Here is a 14,489-nt window from a genome sequence, read left to right as displayed (position 1 = left end):
ACAGGGTCAGCCGACCAGCGACACCGCGCCACCGGCATGCCGTTCCAGGCGGCCGGCAAGGTCCAGCTCCAGCAGCACGATCTGCACTTCCGATGCGTGCGCGCCCGACAGGCGGACGATCTCGTCGGGATAGGTGGGCACCGGGCCCAGCAATTCGATGATGCGGGCGCGGTCGCCGTCGCTCGGTTCCGGCCTGGGAGCCGGTGCCTCCGGCGCCTCCATGTCCGTGGAGGGCGCATGAAGGAGGAGCGGGGCGAGGGCGTCCAGCACGTCCGCCGCCTCGGTCACGAAGGTGGCGCCGGACTTCAGCAGGCTGTTGGTGCCGCCCGCGCGCGGGTCCAGCGGCGAGCCGGGCACCGCGAACACCTCCCGACCCTGGTCGGCGGCGAGCCGCGCGGTGATAAGCGAGCCCGAGCGTAGCGCCGCCTCCACCACCACCACGCCCAGCGACATGCCGGAGACCAGCCGGTTGCGGCGCGGGAAGTCGCGGGCGCGCGGCTCCCATTCCAGCGGCATCTCGGAGACGAGGGCACCCTGGACGGCCATCTTCTCCATGAGCGGGATATTCTCCGGCGGGTAGGGCCGGGCGAGGCCGCCCGCGAACACGCCGATCGTCCCCAAATCCAGCGCCGCCCCATGGGCCGCCGTATCGATGCCGCGCGCGAGGCCGGACACGATCACATAGCCCGCATCCGCAATGTCACGCGCGAGCCGGGCGGCCATGGTGCGGCCGGCGGCGGAGGCATTTCGGGCACCGACGATGGCGACCTTCGGCGCGGCCAGCAGCGCCGCCGACCCGCGCACCGCCAGCACGGGCGGGGCATCGTCCAGCATGCGCAGCGCCGGGGGATAATCGGCATCGCCGCTCACGGCGAGCCGTCCCCCCATGCGGGCGAGGGCCGCCATTTCGGCTTCCATCTGGGCGCGGCTGGGGCTCTGGGGCACGGAGCTGCGCCCGCCCTTGCGCGCGAGGCCGGGCAGGGCCTCAAGCGCGGCAGCGGCGGTGCCGAACTGGTTGATGAGGGCGCGGAAGGTGCGCGGACCCACCTGTTCCGTGCGGATCAGGCGCAGCCAATCGAGGCGCTGGGCATCGGAGAGCCGGGCGCCTCGGGAGGTCATGGCGCGGGCGAGCCCTTGTCGCCCGACTTGCCGCCGATGCGCCCTTCATTGCCGGTGAGCAGGCGCTCGATATTGGCGCGGTGCTTGATCCACAGCAGCAGAGCGAGGCCCGCCAGGAAGACGGCGGCGTTGAGGTGTCCCAGCAGCGCCGCGCCCACGGGGGTCGCCACGGAGGCGATCAGGGCCGACAGGGACGAATAGCGCGTGATGGCGGCCACCGCGATCCAGGAGACGGCGAAGATCACCGCGCCGGGCCAGAACAAGGCCAGCGTCACCCCGAGAAAGGTGGCGACGCCCTTCCCGCCCTTGAATTTCAGCCAGACGGGCCAGAGATGGCCGGCGAAGGCGCCGAGGCCCGCCACCATGCCCGCTTCCTCGCCCAGCAGCGCCCGCGCCAGGAGAACGGCCACCGTGCCCTTGAGCGCGTCACCCAGCAGGGTGGCGGCCGCCAGATCCTTGCGGCCGGTGCGCAGCACGTTGGTGGCGCCGATATTGCCGGAGCCGATGGTGCGGATGTCCGTGGTCCCCGCGAGGCGGGTGATGAGGATGCCGAACGGAATGGAGCCCAGCAGATAGCCGAAGGCCAAGGCGGCGAGGACCAGATGTGCCGGAAGAGACCAGGCCAGGGATGTCATGCGCGCCGCTCGTTCGCGTCAAACGTATTCGTAGACGGTGCGACCGGCAACGATGGTCCGCAGCACGCGCCCGCTGAGGCGCGCTTCGTCGAACGGCGTGTTGCGCGAGCGCGACTTCAACTGGGCGGGGTCGAGCACCCAGGGCATGTTGGCGTCGAACACCACCACGTCCGCAGGCGCACCCGGACGCAGCGTGCCCGCCCGCAGGCCCAGCAGCTCGGCGGGGCGGGTGGACAGCGCGCGCAGCAGGTTCACGAGGTCGATCTCGTCGGAATGGACGAGGCGCAGCGCGGCCGGCAGCAGGGTTTCGAGGCCGATGGCGCCCGGCTCCGCTTCCGCGAAGGGCAGGCGCTTCATTTCCACGTCCTGCGGATTGTGGTCGGACACCACCACGTCGATGAGGCCGGAGGCCAGCGCGCGGATCAGGGCCTTGCGGTCGTCCTCCGCGCGCAGCGGCGGGGAGAGCTTGAAATAGGTGCGGTACTCGCCGACATCCATCTCGTTGAAGGAGAGATGGTTGATGCTGGCGGCGGCGGTCACCGGCAGGCCGGCTTCCTTGGCGCGGGCCAGCACGTCCAGCGAATCCTCGCAGGTGAGCGAGGCGGCATGGTAGCGCCCGCGCGTTCCCGCCACGAGGCGCAGGTCGCGCTCCAGCACGATGGTCTCGGCGGCCCTCGGTATGCCCGGCAGGCCGAGGCGGGAGGCGAACGCGCCTTCGTTCATGGCCCCGGCGGACATGGTGGCGTCCTCCGTGTGATGGGCGATGAGAGCGTCGAAGTCGCGGGCATAGGTCAGCGCCCGGCGCAGGATCTGGGCGCTCGTGAGGGACTTCGCCCCGTCCGTGAAGGCGACGGCGCCGGCGGCCTGGAGCAGGCCGATCTCGGTCATCTCCTCGCCGCGCCGCCCCTTGGTGAGGGCGGCCATGGGGTGCACGCGCACCACCGCCGTGTCGCGGGCGCGGCGCAGGATGAAGTCCACGATGGCCGGGTCGTCCACGGCCGGATCCGTGTCCGGCTGGCAGACGATGGTGGTGACCCCGCCCGCCGCCGCCGCATGGCTCGCGGAGGCCAAAGTCTCGCGATGCTCGGCACCGGGCTCGCCGATGAAGGCGCGCATGTCCACGAGGCCGGGGGCGACGATGGCGCCCTTGCAGTCCACCACCTCGGCCCCGTCCGGGATGCCGCCTGCCGCGAGGCCGAAGGCCGCGTCGCGGATGACGCCTTCCGAGAGCAGCACGTCGCCGTGGAAATCCGATCCGCGCGAGGGGTCCACCACGCGCGCATTAACCAGCATCAGGGGATGGGGCTCGGAGCCTCGGGCAGTCTCACGCATTGGGAAGTTTCCGCGCCAGGACGTCCAGCACCGCCATGCGGACCGCGACGCCCATTTCGACCTGCTCCCGGATCAGGGATTGCGGCCCGTCGGCCACGGCGGAATCGATCTCGACGCCCCGGTTCATGGGGCCGGGATGCATCACCAGCGCATCGGGCTTGGCGCGGCGCAGCTTGGCTTCGTCGAGGCCGAAATAATGGAAATATTCCTTCACCGAGGGGATGAAGGAGCCGGCCATGCGCTCGCGCTGGAGGCGCAGCATCATGACGATGTCCACCCCATCCAGGCCGCTCTCCATGCTCCGGTGCACTTCCACGCCATATTGCTCGATGCCGGAGGGCAGGAGCGAGGAGGGCGCCACCACGCGCACCCGCGCGCCCATGGTGGAGAGCAGCAGCATGTTGGAGCGGGCGACGCGCGAATGGAGCACGTCGCCGCAGATGGCCACGGTGAGGCCCTCGATGCGGCCCTTGTTGCGGCGGATGGTGAGGGCGTCCAGCAGCGCCTGGGTGGGATGCTCATGGGCGCCGTCGCCCGCATTCACCACGCAGCAATCCACCTTGCGCGCCAGCAGCGCCACCGCGCCCGAGGCATGATGGCGCACCACCAATATGTCGGGATGCATGGCGTTCAGCGTCATGGCGGTGTCGATGAGCGTCTCGCCCTTCTTCACCGACGAATTGCCCACCGACATGTTCATCACGTCCGCCCCGAGCCGTTTGCCGGCAATCTCGAAGGAGGACTGGGTGCGGGTGGACGCCTCGAAGAACAGGTTGATCTGCGTGCGCCCGCGCAATGTGGTGCGCTTCTTCTCGATCTGGCGATTCAGATCGACGAATTCCTCGGCGAGGTCGAGCAATCCGCTGATCTCCTCGGCGGACAGTCCCTCGATTCCGATCAGGTGGCGGCGATGGAGCGTGAAGGGCGAGGAGGAAGTCATGGCAAGCCCGACCGTTTAAAGACTGGAGCCCCGCCCCGCAAGCGTTCACCGCGCGCCATGCACGCATTCCGCCGCATCTTCATACCGAGCGTCAGCGATACAGTTTGGCTTTGATCGGGGGGATGCAATAGGATGGGTGTCCTGAGGTGAGGCTTCCGGTCCGGACGCGGCAAAGCACCGGACGAACGGCATCTGGAGACGATCATCATGGTGAAGCGGACGCTCGCGGTGATGGGTTTGGTTTTCGGCCTCGGCGCGGCGGCAGCCTCTCCGGCGCTGTCCGCCTCCATCGGTACGGGACAGGCAGGGCTCCGAGGCCCGGTGGACTCGCAGGTCACCCAGGTTCAATGCTGGAATTGCGGCTGGTCTTCAGGCCCGGTGGTGGGCATCGCGGTGGCGCCCATCGTGGCGGTGCCGGTGCCGACCGTGGCGACCCCGGTCTTCACGCCGGGCGTCATCTACGCCGTTCCCCAGACCATCGCGGTTCCGCAATTCGCTGTTCCGCCGTTCGCGATGGCTCCCCAATTCGCGATGGCCCCTCAGTTCGCGGTGGTGCCGCAGGCCGTTATCGCTCCGGTGGTGGTCCCCCGCGCTGTGGTGATCCCGCAAGTGGTCGCGGCGCCCGTGCTCGTGCCGGCCTCCTGCTGGATTGAGACCGACAATCGCGGCTTCGGCTATTGGGGCAGTTGCTGGGGTCGCCGCTGAATTAGCCCCCCAAAGCCGTCGCCACGAAGGCAACCAGCGGCAGCGTCACGGCGCTGGCCAGCAATTGCAGGGTCAGGATCTGCGCGAGGAGCGGTGCATCGCCGCCCATCTGGCGTGCCAGCACATAGCCCGCCGGTGCGGAGGGCACCGCCGCCAGCAGCGTGATGGTGATGAGCTCCACGCCGCGCAGGCCGAAGGCAAGCCCGAGGGCCAGCGTCAAGGCCGGGCGGGCCACGAGATTGAGCGCCACCGTCAGCATCGTATAGCCACGCGGCGTCGCCAGCCCGCGCAGGCTGAGGCCGCCGCCCACCACCAGCAGGCCGATGGCCAGCGAGGCCCGCCCGAGAATGTCGCCGAAATCCATGAGGACGGTGGGCAGGCGCAGGCCGCTGGCATTGATGAGCATGCCCACCGCGCACGACCAGATGAGCGGGTTCTTCAGAAGCTGGCGCGCCACTTCGGGCATGCCCGGCGGCGTGGCGCTGGCATGGCGGGCCAGCACCCAGACCACCATGATGTTCACCAGCGGCACGAGGCTGGTGAGCGCGATGGCCGCCACTGCCACGCCCTCCGGGCCGAACAGGCCGTCCGCGATGGCCAAGGCGAGGTAGGAATTCCAGCGCAGCACGCCCTGCGCCACCGAGGTGAAGGCGGGGCCCGTCACGCCCATCCGCCGCACCAGGAAGGGGCGGATGGCGATGAGCAGCGCGAACAGCAGCGCCAGGGTCAGGGCATAGGCGCCCACCACGCCCGCGAAATTCACCTTGGACAGATCGGCGCGGGCGGCGGAGACCACCAGCAGCGAGGGGAACAGCACATAATAAGTGAGCTGCTCCATCCCGTACCAATGGGCGGGCTCGCGCAGGAGGACGCGGCGCAGCCAATAGCCGAGCGCGACGATGAGGGCGACGGGAATGAGGGCGTTGAGGATCAGCATCTGAAATCGGGGCGGAGCAGAAGAGGGTGTCCCGTTGCGGGACAGGTATTCGGTGGCGCGTGGAACCGGCAGGGCACAAAGGCGGGGCGAATCGCCGACCGGGCAATGTTCACGCCTCGTCCTCGGACTGGGGAGGAGCGGCACGGGCGGCAGCATTGCGCAGGAAGTTCAGCGCGCCGTCCAGGATGAAGGCCGCCGCATGCTGGTCGATGACCGCCGCGCGCTTGCCCCGGCTCACATCCGCCGCCACCAGTGCCCGCTCGACGGCGGCGGTGGAAAGACGCTCGTCCCACAGGCCGATGGGGCGGCCGCTCATGCGGGCGAAGTTGCGGGCGAAAGCGCGGGTCGCCTGTGCGCGGGGGCCTTCGCTCCCGTCCATGTTGAGCGGCAGGCCGAGGATGAAGGCCACCGCCTTGCGCTCGTTCGCCAGCGCGATGAGCCGTTCGGCATCGGCCGTGAACTTGGCGCGCTTCACCGTCTCGATGATGGTGGCGAGCATCCGGTCGGGGTCCGCGGAGGCGACGCCGATGGTCTTGGTGCCGAGGTCGAGCCCGATCAACGCGCCGCGCGCGGGCAGGAGCGGGGCCAGTTCGGCGAGGGGAAGAACGGGGGCGGGAGCGTCGGGCGCGATCATGGCCCATGGCTAGCACGGCGCGACACCGGGCGGGAGGCATGGGAAGCGGTGGCTTCACGGGCAGCGTTGCGCGGCGTGGGGGGCTTGGGGCATGCTCCGCCGCGCTGCCCCGGCAGCCGCCTATGGATAATCGCGAAGGGAGTTCGTCATGAAGATCACCTGGTTCGGACATGCGGCCTTCCGGCTGGAGTTCGCCGACAAGGTCGTCTTGATCGACCCCTTCCTCACCGGCAATCCCGGCTTCACGGGCGACCGCTCGGCTGCCATCGGGGGCGTGACGCATATCCTGCTCACCCACGGCCATGGCGACCATCTGGGCGATACGGTGGACATCGTGAAGAACGCGGCGATCCCTGTGCCCGTGGTGGCCAATGCAGAGATCTGCGCCCATCTGGCGGGGCAGGGCCTCGACCAGCTCCAGATGATGAATACCGGCGGCACCATTGATGCGGGCGGCTTCAAGGTCACCATGGTGCGGGCGGACCATTCCTCGGGCGGCGGCGGGCCGAGCCCCACCTATCTCGGCAACGCCAACGGCCTCATCGTGAAGGCGCCCGGCGAGCCCGCCATCTGGCACCTGGGCGATACGGACATCTTCTCCGACATGGCGCTCATCAGCGAGATCCATGGTCCCAAGGTGGCTTTCGTGCCCATCGGCGACCGCTTCACCATGGGCCCGGAGACGGCGGCCATTGCGGTGCAGCGCTTCCTGAACGTAGAGACCGTGGTCCCCTGCCACTATGCCTCCTTCCCGCCGCTGGTGCAGGACGCTTCCGGCTTCGTGGCGGCGCTGGAGGGCGGCGCGACGAAGGTTCTGGTACCCAAGTCCGGCCAGCCCTTCGAGGTGTGAGGACGGGCCAAAAATAAATCCGGTCGCGTCTTGTGCACTGCGATTGACGGGCGCTCGCCGTCTTGTTGAAAGGTGGATACCGGAGGATCGTCCTCCGGCCATGAGCGGACGATTGGCCTGCACCCTGTGGGGAAGATCGGGGCGCGGCGCAATTTTCGGGGGATGAGCGATGAAGCGTTCTCTGTTCGGCGCCGCGCTGGCGCTGGCGGCATTTACCATGTCTCCGGCACTGGCCGCGAAGCAGGATTTCGAGCTGGTGAACAAGACCGGCTATGACATCAGCCATGTCTATGTCTCTCCCACCAAGTCCGAGGACTGGGAGGAGGACGTGCTCGGCAAGGATGTCCTTGCCGACGGCGATGCCTGGGATATCGATTTCGAGCGCGGCGACTCGACCTGCAAGTGGGATCTGAAGGTCGTCTATGCGGACGACGATTCCAGCGCCTACTGGCGCAATATCGACCTGTGCAAGGTCGAGAAGATCACCATTCGCTACAACCGCAAGAGCGACACCACCTCGGCCACCTTCGACTGAGGCTCGGCTCGAACGGGCGGTTCCAAAAGAAAACGGCCTCCGGCATCACCTGCCGGAGGCCGTTCCTTTTCGGCTATTTGCCGGTGAAGACGGCCTTGCGCTTCTCGAGGAAGGCGTTGATCCCTTCCTGGAAGTCGGCGCTCTCATAGACGACCCGGCGCATGTCCTGGATGCGCTCGAACACCTGGGCCGCGATGGGCTGGTAGTCCGCGAGCACCCGGAGCTGCTCCTTGATCACCGCCACGGCGAGCGGCGCCTTGTGCGTCATGCCCTCCGCCAGCGCCTGGGTGAAGCTGTCCAGCTCCGCCGAGGGCACAAGGTGGTTCACGATGTGCCACTTGGCGGCATCGTCGGCCTTCAGCGGCGTCGCCGTGAAGAACATCTCCTTGATGAGGTTCATGGGCAGGCGGCCGATGAAGTGGAGCAGGCCCGTCGTGTTGTAGGGCAGGCCCAGATTGACCGGCGTGATGGCGAAGCTCGCCGTCTCGTCGGCCACGATCATGTCGCAGGACAGGACGAGGTCGAACGCGCCGCCCCACACCGTACCGTGGATCATGGCGATGACCGGGTAGGGGAATTCCCGGATGGCCCGCAAGGCCCGCTCCAGCGGGTCCGCATAGCCGAGCGGGTCTTCGTGGCCGTGAGGCAGTTCCTTGATGTCATGCCCCGCGGACCAGACCGGAAGGCCCGGCGCGGCGCGCAGGATCACCGCCCGCACGTCCTGGCCCTTCAGGCCGGACAGGGCGTCGATGAAGGCATCGAGCAAGGCGGCGCTGAGCGCATTCCGCTTGGCCGCATTGTTGAGGCTGACGGTGGCCACATGGTCGGTGACCGTTACCGTGACGAGGGGTTGGCTGGCCACGTCGGTCATTTCGCACCCCCAACGAAGTCAGCGAGGATTCGCGCACGGTCGCCGTCCAGTTCCGGGGGCGGCGAATAGGTGGTCGGCTCGATGGCGCCCACCACCTTGATGGGATTGCCCGCCACCTTGATGGCGCCCGCAACCGGATCTTCCACGGAGATGATCATGTTGCGCGCCGCCACCTGGGGCTCGGCCATCATGTGGGGCACGTCATTGATGGGCGCGCACGGGCAGCCCGCTTCGTTGAGCGCGTCCAGCCATTCCTTCACGGTGGCGGTCATCAGGGTCTTCTCCATCTCCGCCTGGAGGGCGTCGATGTTCTGGTGCCGCAGGTCGTTAGAGGCAAAGCGCGGGTCGGTGGTCAGGTCGGGACGCTTGAGCGCGCCGGCCATGAGGCCGAACAGATGGTCGTTGCCCGCCGCGATGATGACGTTGCCGTCCTTCGCGTTGAACGCCTGGAAGGGCGCGATGGAGGGATGGCGGGTGCCGAGCGGGCCGGGGATCTCGCCGGTCTTGGCATAGGCGGTGACGGAATCCTCCAGGATCGCCACCTGGCAATCCAGCATGGCGATGTCGATCTTGGAGGCGACGCCGGAGACCGCGCGCTTGTAGAGCGCCGCGCAGATGCCGTTGGAGAGATAGATGCCGGCGGTGACGTCGCCGATGGAGATGCCGACGCGGGCCGGCGGCTGGCCGGGATAGCCGGTCATGCTCATGATGCCGCCCATGCCCTGGACCACCATGTCATAGGCGGCGCGCTTGGAGAACGGGCCGCTGTCGCCGAAGCCGGAGGCGGCGCCGTAAATCAGGTGCGGATAGCGGGCATGCAGGGTTTCCCACCCGTAGCCCAGCTTTTCCATGGTGCCCGGACGGTAGTTCTCGATAATCACATCCGCCTTCTCAAGCATCTTCTCGAAGATGGCGCGGTCGTCGGGATGTTTCAGGTTGAGCGCGATGCTCTCCTTGTTGCAATTAATGGCAGAGAAATAAAGCGACTTGCCATTGGCGAACGGGCCGAAGGCGCGGGAATCGTCGCCGGTGCCGGGCATTTCTACCTTCACCACCCGCGCGCCGAGATTGGCCAGCGTCATGGTGCAGAAGGGACCCGCCAGCACACGGGACAAATCGATAATCGTTACACCGGACAATAGGCCGGTATTATTTTCTGCACTTGCCATCATAAAGACCCCCCAGGAGCGGGTACCGCTCACCCGCCTGGGTATAGGTCTTCAAGTCGGTCGCAGCGTCAACAGGTCTGCGTGCGCAAAAGACAGTGATGATTGGCGAAAATTGGCTAAGTGCGCCTATATCCAAAGCCAGCCTTATGATTTCTGCCGCACATATCGGCCCGGGGCGTCCTCGATCGGATTCAATACGCCGCCACCGACCATGCGTGACTGCGTGTCCTCTGGATGCAGGACGGAGAACCATGTCATCCAGTCCGTCCACCAGGAGCCGGGATGCTCCTGCGCGCCGGCCAGCCACTGGTCGTAGGAGCCCGCGGGTCCGTCGGTCCAATACTGGTATTTCTTCTTCGCGGGCGGATTAACCACGCCGGCAATATGCCCGGAGCCGGACAGCACATAGCGGACCGGCCCGCCCAGGAGCCCCGCGCCGATATAGGCGGAGCGCGGCGGAGCGATATGGTCTTCGCGCGCGGCAAGGTCATAGACGGGGATGGTCACCTTCCCCATGTCGATGCGCACACCGCCGATCTCGGCATTGCCCTTGGCGATGTTGTTCTCAAGGTAGCAGTTGCGCAGGTAATAGGAGTGGTTCGCCGCCGGCATGCGGGTGGAATCGGCGTTCCAGAACAGCAGGTCGAATGGAAAGGGCGCCTTGCCCTTCATGTAGTTGTTGACCACGTAGGGCCAGATCAGGTCGTTGGAGCGCAGCATGTTGAAGGCGCTGGCCATCTTCTTGCCTTCGAGATAGCCCAGCTCCTTCATCCTGCGCTCCAGGACCGTCAGCTGCTCCTCGTCCACGAACACCTTTAGGTCGCCCGCATGGGTGAAGTCGATCTGGGTGGTGAGGAAGGTGGCGCTGGCGGCGCGCGTGTCGCCGATCCCCGCCAGATAGGCCAGAGTCACCGCCAGCAGCGTGCCGCCCACGCAATAGCCCACGAGATGAGCCTGCGGCTCGCCGGTCACCTTCAGCACCGCATCCAGCGCGGCCAGGATGCCGTCGCGCATGTAATCGTCGAAGCCCTTGGCGGCGAGGCGCGCGTCGGGATTGACCCAGGAGACTACGAACACCGTGAGGCCCTGGTCCACCAGCCACTTGATGTAGGATTTTTCGGGCGTGAGATCGAGAATGTAGAACTTGTTGATCCAGGGCGGGACGATCAGCACCGGCATCTTCTTCACGCTCGGCGTCGTCGGCTCATACTGGATGAGCTGCATCAACTCGGTCTCGAAGATGACCTTGCCCGGCGTGAGGGCGAGGTTCCGGCCCAGCTCGAAGGCGGACATGTCCGTCTGGCGGATCCGCAGGTCGCCTTTCCCCTCGATCAAATCCTCGGTGAGGTTGCGCATGCCGCGCACCAGGTTCTCGCCGGAGCTGTTGACGGTCTCGCGCAGCAGTTCCGGATTGGTGAGGATGAAGTTAGACGGCGAAATAGCGTTGCTGAGCTGGCGGACGAGGAATTCCGCCTTGTGCTTCTCATGGGGCGGCAGGCCGTCGGCCTCCTGCACCATGGAATCCGCCCAGTGCGAGGTGACCAGATAGGTCTGCTTGAGGGCATCGAAGAAGGGATTGGTGGTCCACTCCGAATCCTTGAAGCGGGCATCGCGGCTGTCGGGCGCGACCACCGGCTCGGCCTCTTCCCCGGACATGCGCCGGAGGGCGGAGGTCCAGACCCCCAGATAGCCGCTCATCAGGCGCGATTGGGCTTCCACCGCGCGCTGGGGATCGGACAGCCAATATTCCGCGACATTGCCGATGGTGCGGACCGCATCCGCCACGTCATCGGCGAGATCATCCTTCTTCCCCGCCTCGCGGGGGCGGATATAGGCCGCCAGGGCCTTTCCGCCTTCCTCGACCAATTGGGCGAGATTATTGGCGAAGGCATCCATGTCGAGCTTCGGAGGACGGACTTCGGACGTGACTTCCTTCGTGGCGGACATGCTTGTTCCTTGCAGCCGGCGCCGGTAATCGGACGCTGACCCCTGTATCGCGTTTCCTGCTTCGGGCATATTAGCGGGGCGAAAGGCGGTGGGCGAGGGGCGCGCTCGCACCGATCCGATGTTCGGCGGACAAAGTTGCGTTCCACGGAGAGGTCCATGGCTCATGAGATGATCCGACGACGAGGCGCAGGGCGCGGCAGGGGGCGCGTGCTCCTCATGCTCGGCGCCCTCAGCCTTGTGACGGGATGTGCGGGGGAGGGGGTCTTCTCCATGTTCGGACCCAAGGAGCCGGACATCCCGCAGGCGCCGCACGGCCAGTATCCCAACCTGTCCACACCCGGGCCCGACATTCCACGCCCGCCCGTGCTCGATGCCCAGGGGCAGGCGAAGATGGAGACCGAGCTTGAGGCTCTGGCCAAACAGACCCAGGAGCGGGGAGAGGCAGCCGCGAAGGATGCCCCTTGACCTTACGCGCCGCTACCGCCAGGGGTAACGGAGAGTGAGGTGGTAGCATGGTGACCGCGCGGCCGGGGCAGAGCAAAGTACAAGAGGCATTTCTGATCGTCGGTTTCGGCGGCATCGGAGACCATGTGCGTTGCTTCGCGCTGGCGCGCCACATCGCTGCGCAGCATCCCGGCGTCGCCATCGACTTCCTGTGCCGCAGCCCCACCGACCGCCTAGTGCCCTTCGTGCCTGACCTGCGGGCGGCCTTCGTGGACGACACGCCCCATCGCCAGTTCGGATTGCGCGCCAAGCTGGACCTGGCGGCGCGGCTGCGGGAGCAGCGCTATCGCCGGGTCTATGTGGTGAGTCGCACCCTGAAGTCCGCCCTCGTGCCCTTCCTGGCCGGAATTCCGGAGCGGGTCGGCTGGCTGGGAGAAGGGCGCGTCGGCCTCATCAACCGTCCGCGCTTCGGCGAGCGAGGCCTGCATGGGGAGACCGAGAAGGTCTGCGCGCTGGCCTCGAGCAAGGGGCTGGCCGGTTGCGGCCCCCTGATGCCGCCCCGCATGGCGGTGGCGCCGGATCTGCTGGTGCGCTGGCAGATGGACTTGCCCGATGGCCCTCCGGCCGCGTCCGTCCTCGCCTTGGCGCCCGGCGCCTATAATGACAAGCGGCTCTGGCCGGTGGAACGGTTCGCGGCTGTGGCCCGCGCCTTCGCCGCAGAGGGCTGGGAGGTCTGGGTGCTCGGTGGCCCCCAGGAGCGGGAGATGGCACGCCTTATTGCCGCTGCCGTCCCCGTGCGGGATTTTACCCTGACGCCGCTGGAAGATGCGGTGTTCCAACTGGCGAGCGCCACCCTGTTCCTCGGCAACGATTCGGGAATGCTGCACATTGCCGGTGCCCTCGGCGTGCCCAGCGTTGGCCTGTTCGGCCCCACGGCGCTGGAAGTGACCGGGCCGCGTAATCCGGAAGTGGCCGGCGTCCGCCCGCCCGGGCAGGACATCGATCTGCGGCAGATCGGCAGCGCGTGCGTGATCGACGCGCTGGCAGAGCAATATTATCGGTTCCGGCCTGCGCTTCTGGCCTGAGGGGGTGCGCGCAGACGCCGGATTGTGGAGGCAGGGAGCGGGGTGTTCTATGCCGCCATGCGTAGATTCATCCTCCTCCCCCTCCTCCTTCTGTTCGCTTCCCCCGCCCTTGCCGACCCGGACCTTGCCAAGGGCGAGAAGGCTTTCATGAAGTGCCAGGCTTGCCATGCGGTCGGCCCCGGCGCGAAGACCAAGGTCGGCCCGCCGCTCAACGGCATCGTGGGCGCCAAATGGGCGCTGACCCCCGGTTTCACCTATTCCGACGACCTCAAGGCGGGCGGCGAGGCCGGCAAGGTGTGGGACGAGGCCACGCTCGACGCCTATATCGCCAACCCCAAGGCGGTGGCGCCCACCGGGCGCATGCCCTTCTTCGGCATCAAGCCCGCGGCGGAGCGGATCGATCTCATCGCCTATCTCAAGCAGTTCAACGCCGCCGGAGAGAAGCAATGAGCGAGGGGCGAATCCAACGCCTGCATGTGGCTGACGACCTGGATGTCGGCCGCGAGGTGAGCCTTCCGCCCGAGCAGGCCCATTATGTGGGCGGCGTCATCCGCTTGCCGGTGGGCGGGGCCATCCTGCTGTTCAACGGGCGGGACGGAGAATGGAAGGCGCGGCGGACCGAGGGCGGCAAACGCGACGTGCGCCTGAAGGTGGAGGCGCAGACCCGGCCGCAGACCCCGCCGGGGCGCATCGACTATGCCTTCGCGCCGCTCAAGCATGCCCGGCTTGATTATATGGTCCAGAAGGCGGTGGAGATGGGGGTGGGGCGCCTCTCCCCGGTCCTCACCCGGCACACGCAGGTGAGCCGCCTCAATCTGGAGCGCATGGCCGCCAATGCGGTGGAGGCGGCCGAGCAGTGCGGCATCCTCTCCTTGCCCGAGATCGACGCCCCGCTCAGCCTCGAAGCTTGGCTCGCGGCTTTTCCGGCGGATCGGGTGCTTGTCTTCTGCGACGAGGAGGCTCCGGTGGCGGATCCGGTCGCCGCTCTGGCCGGTGGCCCCGAGGGTGCGCCGAGCCTGCTCATCGGCCCGGAAGGTGGCTTCGCGCCCGAGGAACGGCGGATCCTATCCGCGCATCCCCGGTGCATCCGGCTGTCCCTGGGGCCGCGAATCCTAAGGGCGGATACGGCGGCCATCGTCGCGCTGTCCCTGGTCCAGGCGGTTCGCGGCGATCTCAGGGGATAGGCTCCCTGTCGCGTTCAGGGGCGCAGATGGCATGCCGTCTGTGTCCCGAAGTGACAGGTATTTTGCCGGTTTAATCTTTTGAGATGGACGATCGTTCGTTTG

The 14,489-nt window shown here is 67.3% G+C and carries 16 protein-coding genes; 7 read left to right on the top strand and 9 right to left on the bottom strand.

Features of this window, described 5'->3' with window-relative positions:
- Window positions 1–6: 6 nt before the first annotated feature.
- From dprA to EJJ38_RS08775, 4 genes are read right to left on the bottom strand one after another with little or no spacing between them, the layout of a single operon-like run.
- Window positions 7–1,119, bottom strand: coding sequence for a DNA-processing protein DprA (dprA, locus tag EJJ38_RS08790; RefSeq protein WP_127089697.1), 1,113 nt, complete (start codon window positions 1,117–1,119; stop codon window positions 7–9).
- Window positions 1,116–1,754 carry a glycerol-3-phosphate 1-O-acyltransferase PlsY gene (gene plsY, locus EJJ38_RS08785; protein ID WP_127089696.1) on the bottom strand — a complete coding sequence of 213 codons (639 nt, stop codon included), beginning with the start codon at window positions 1,752–1,754 and terminating at the stop codon, window positions 1,116–1,118. Before plsY ends, dprA begins: the two co-directional genes overlap by 4 nt.
- Before the next feature lie 18 nt (window positions 1,755–1,772).
- Window positions 1,773–3,086: a dihydroorotase gene (locus EJJ38_RS08780; protein WP_127089695.1), complete on the bottom strand. Its 1,314-nt coding sequence runs from the start codon at window positions 3,084–3,086 to the stop codon at window positions 1,773–1,775.
- Window positions 3,079–4,026, bottom strand: a complete 948-nt coding sequence (locus tag EJJ38_RS08775) for an aspartate carbamoyltransferase catalytic subunit (protein WP_127089694.1) — start codon at window positions 4,024–4,026, stop codon at window positions 3,079–3,081. Before EJJ38_RS08775 ends, EJJ38_RS08780 begins: the two co-directional genes overlap by 8 nt.
- A gap of 207 nt (window positions 4,027–4,233) precedes the next feature.
- On the opposite strand from EJJ38_RS08775, the gene EJJ38_RS08770 reads away from it, so the two are divergent.
- Window positions 4,234–4,731, top strand: coding sequence for a hypothetical protein (locus EJJ38_RS08770; RefSeq protein WP_127089693.1), 498 nt, complete (start codon window positions 4,234–4,236; stop codon window positions 4,729–4,731).
- Between the two features lies 1 nt (window position 4,732).
- Here EJJ38_RS08770 and EJJ38_RS08765 read toward each other — a convergent pair whose 3' ends face one another.
- Together EJJ38_RS08765 and ruvX are read right to left on the bottom strand one after the other, a co-directional pair.
- Entirely contained in the window at window positions 4,733–5,668 is a 936-nt protein-coding gene (locus EJJ38_RS08765; RefSeq protein ID WP_127089692.1) for an AEC family transporter, read from the bottom strand.
- Window positions 5,669–5,777: 109 nt separating this feature from the next.
- On the bottom strand, window positions 5,778–6,302 hold the full coding sequence (gene ruvX / locus EJJ38_RS08760) for a Holliday junction resolvase RuvX (protein WP_127089691.1): 525 nt from the start codon (window positions 6,300–6,302) through the stop codon (window positions 5,778–5,780).
- 148 nt (window positions 6,303–6,450) lie between these two features.
- Here ruvX and EJJ38_RS08755 point away from each other — a divergent pair, with 148 nt between their 5' ends.
- Together EJJ38_RS08755 and EJJ38_RS08750 are read left to right on the top strand one after the other, a co-directional pair.
- Window positions 6,451–7,152, top strand: coding sequence for a metal-dependent hydrolase (locus tag EJJ38_RS08755; protein WP_127089690.1), 702 nt, complete (start codon window positions 6,451–6,453; stop codon window positions 7,150–7,152).
- A 169-nt stretch (window positions 7,153–7,321) separates the two neighbouring features.
- Window positions 7,322–7,687, top strand: coding sequence for a hypothetical protein (locus tag EJJ38_RS08750; protein WP_205666128.1), 366 nt, complete (start codon window positions 7,322–7,324; stop codon window positions 7,685–7,687).
- 73 nt (window positions 7,688–7,760) lie between these two features.
- On the opposite strand, the gene scpB is transcribed toward EJJ38_RS08750, so the two are convergent.
- The 3 genes from scpB to phaC all read right to left on the bottom strand — a co-directional run bounded on the left by scpB (window position 7,761) and on the right by phaC (window position 11,674).
- Window positions 7,761–8,558 (bottom strand): methylmalonyl-CoA decarboxylase, encoded by a 798-nt coding sequence (gene scpB, locus EJJ38_RS08745; RefSeq protein ID WP_127089689.1) that lies wholly within the window; start codon window positions 8,556–8,558, stop codon window positions 7,761–7,763.
- A complete protein-coding gene (locus EJJ38_RS08740; RefSeq protein WP_127089688.1) occupies window positions 8,555–9,727 on the bottom strand; it encodes a CaiB/BaiF CoA transferase family protein in 1,173 nt (390 codons plus the stop codon). The genes scpB and EJJ38_RS08740 overlap by 4 nt, the downstream gene beginning before the upstream one ends.
- A gap of 144 nt (window positions 9,728–9,871) precedes the next feature.
- Window positions 9,872–11,674, bottom strand: coding sequence for a class I poly(R)-hydroxyalkanoic acid synthase (gene phaC, locus EJJ38_RS08735; protein ID WP_164738463.1), 1,803 nt, complete (start codon window positions 11,672–11,674; stop codon window positions 9,872–9,874).
- Window positions 11,675–11,944: 270 nt separating this feature from the next.
- On the opposite strand from phaC, the gene EJJ38_RS08730 reads away from it, so the two are divergent.
- Genes EJJ38_RS08730 through EJJ38_RS08715 form a run of 4 tightly spaced genes read left to right on the top strand, consistent with a single transcriptional unit; the run spans window position 11,945 to window position 14,387 of the window.
- Window positions 11,945–12,139: a hypothetical protein gene (locus EJJ38_RS08730; RefSeq protein ID WP_127089687.1), complete on the top strand. Its 195-nt coding sequence runs from the start codon at window positions 11,945–11,947 to the stop codon at window positions 12,137–12,139.
- Window positions 12,140–12,186: 47 nt separating this feature from the next.
- On the top strand, window positions 12,187–13,203 hold the full coding sequence (gene waaF / locus EJJ38_RS08725; RefSeq protein WP_127089686.1) for a lipopolysaccharide heptosyltransferase II: 1,017 nt from the start codon (window positions 12,187–12,189) through the stop codon (window positions 13,201–13,203).
- Window positions 13,204–13,260: 57 nt separating this feature from the next.
- Window positions 13,261–13,653, top strand: coding sequence for a c-type cytochrome (locus EJJ38_RS08720; RefSeq protein WP_127089685.1), 393 nt, complete (start codon window positions 13,261–13,263; stop codon window positions 13,651–13,653).
- On the top strand, window positions 13,650–14,387 hold the full coding sequence (locus EJJ38_RS08715; RefSeq protein ID WP_127089684.1) for a 16S rRNA (uracil(1498)-N(3))-methyltransferase: 738 nt from the start codon (window positions 13,650–13,652) through the stop codon (window positions 14,385–14,387). The genes EJJ38_RS08720 and EJJ38_RS08715 overlap by 4 nt, the downstream gene beginning before the upstream one ends.
- The last annotated feature ends 102 nt before the right edge of the window (window positions 14,388–14,489 follow it).

This window comes from Aquabacter cavernae (assembly GCF_003993795.1).
Taxonomy (GTDB): domain Bacteria; phylum Pseudomonadota; class Alphaproteobacteria; order Rhizobiales; family Xanthobacteraceae; genus Aquabacter; species Aquabacter cavernae.
Note: the sequence above shows the minus strand (reverse complement) of the source record. Positions and strands in the feature narration are given on the sequence as shown.

Coding starts and splice junctions, on each gene's coding strand:
- dprA (WP_127089697.1), bottom strand. CDS start 1,119: ATGACCTCCCGAGGCGCCCGGCTCTCCGATGCCCAGCGCCTCGATTGG.
- plsY (WP_127089696.1), bottom strand. CDS start 1,754: ATGACATCCCTGGCCTGGTCTCTTCCGGCACATCTGGTCCTCGCCGCC.
- EJJ38_RS08780 (WP_127089695.1), bottom strand. CDS start 3,086: ATGCGTGAGACTGCCCGAGGCTCCGAGCCCCATCCCCTGATGCTGGTT.
- EJJ38_RS08775 (WP_127089694.1), bottom strand. CDS start 4,026: ATGACTTCCTCCTCGCCCTTCACGCTCCATCGCCGCCACCTGATCGGA.
- EJJ38_RS08770 (WP_127089693.1), top strand. CDS start 4,234: ATGGTGAAGCGGACGCTCGCGGTGATGGGTTTGGTTTTCGGCCTCGGC.
- EJJ38_RS08765 (WP_127089692.1), bottom strand. CDS start 5,668: ATGCTGATCCTCAACGCCCTCATTCCCGTCGCCCTCATCGTCGCGCTC.
- ruvX (WP_127089691.1), bottom strand. CDS start 6,302: ATGATCGCGCCCGACGCTCCCGCCCCCGTTCTTCCCCTCGCCGAACTG.
- EJJ38_RS08755 (WP_127089690.1), top strand. CDS start 6,451: ATGAAGATCACCTGGTTCGGACATGCGGCCTTCCGGCTGGAGTTCGCC.
- EJJ38_RS08750 (WP_205666128.1), top strand. CDS start 7,322: ATGAAGCGTTCTCTGTTCGGCGCCGCGCTGGCGCTGGCGGCATTTACC.
- scpB (WP_127089689.1), bottom strand. CDS start 8,558: ATGACCGACGTGGCCAGCCAACCCCTCGTCACGGTAACGGTCACCGAC.
- EJJ38_RS08740 (WP_127089688.1), bottom strand. CDS start 9,727: ATGGCAAGTGCAGAAAATAATACCGGCCTATTGTCCGGTGTAACGATT.
- phaC (WP_164738463.1), bottom strand. CDS start 11,674: ATGTCCGCCACGAAGGAAGTCACGTCCGAAGTCCGTCCTCCGAAGCTC.
- EJJ38_RS08730 (WP_127089687.1), top strand. CDS start 11,945: ATGTTCGGACCCAAGGAGCCGGACATCCCGCAGGCGCCGCACGGCCAG.
- waaF (WP_127089686.1), top strand. CDS start 12,187: ATGGTGACCGCGCGGCCGGGGCAGAGCAAAGTACAAGAGGCATTTCTG.
- EJJ38_RS08720 (WP_127089685.1), top strand. CDS start 13,261: ATGCGTAGATTCATCCTCCTCCCCCTCCTCCTTCTGTTCGCTTCCCCC.
- EJJ38_RS08715 (WP_127089684.1), top strand. CDS start 13,650: ATGAGCGAGGGGCGAATCCAACGCCTGCATGTGGCTGACGACCTGGAT.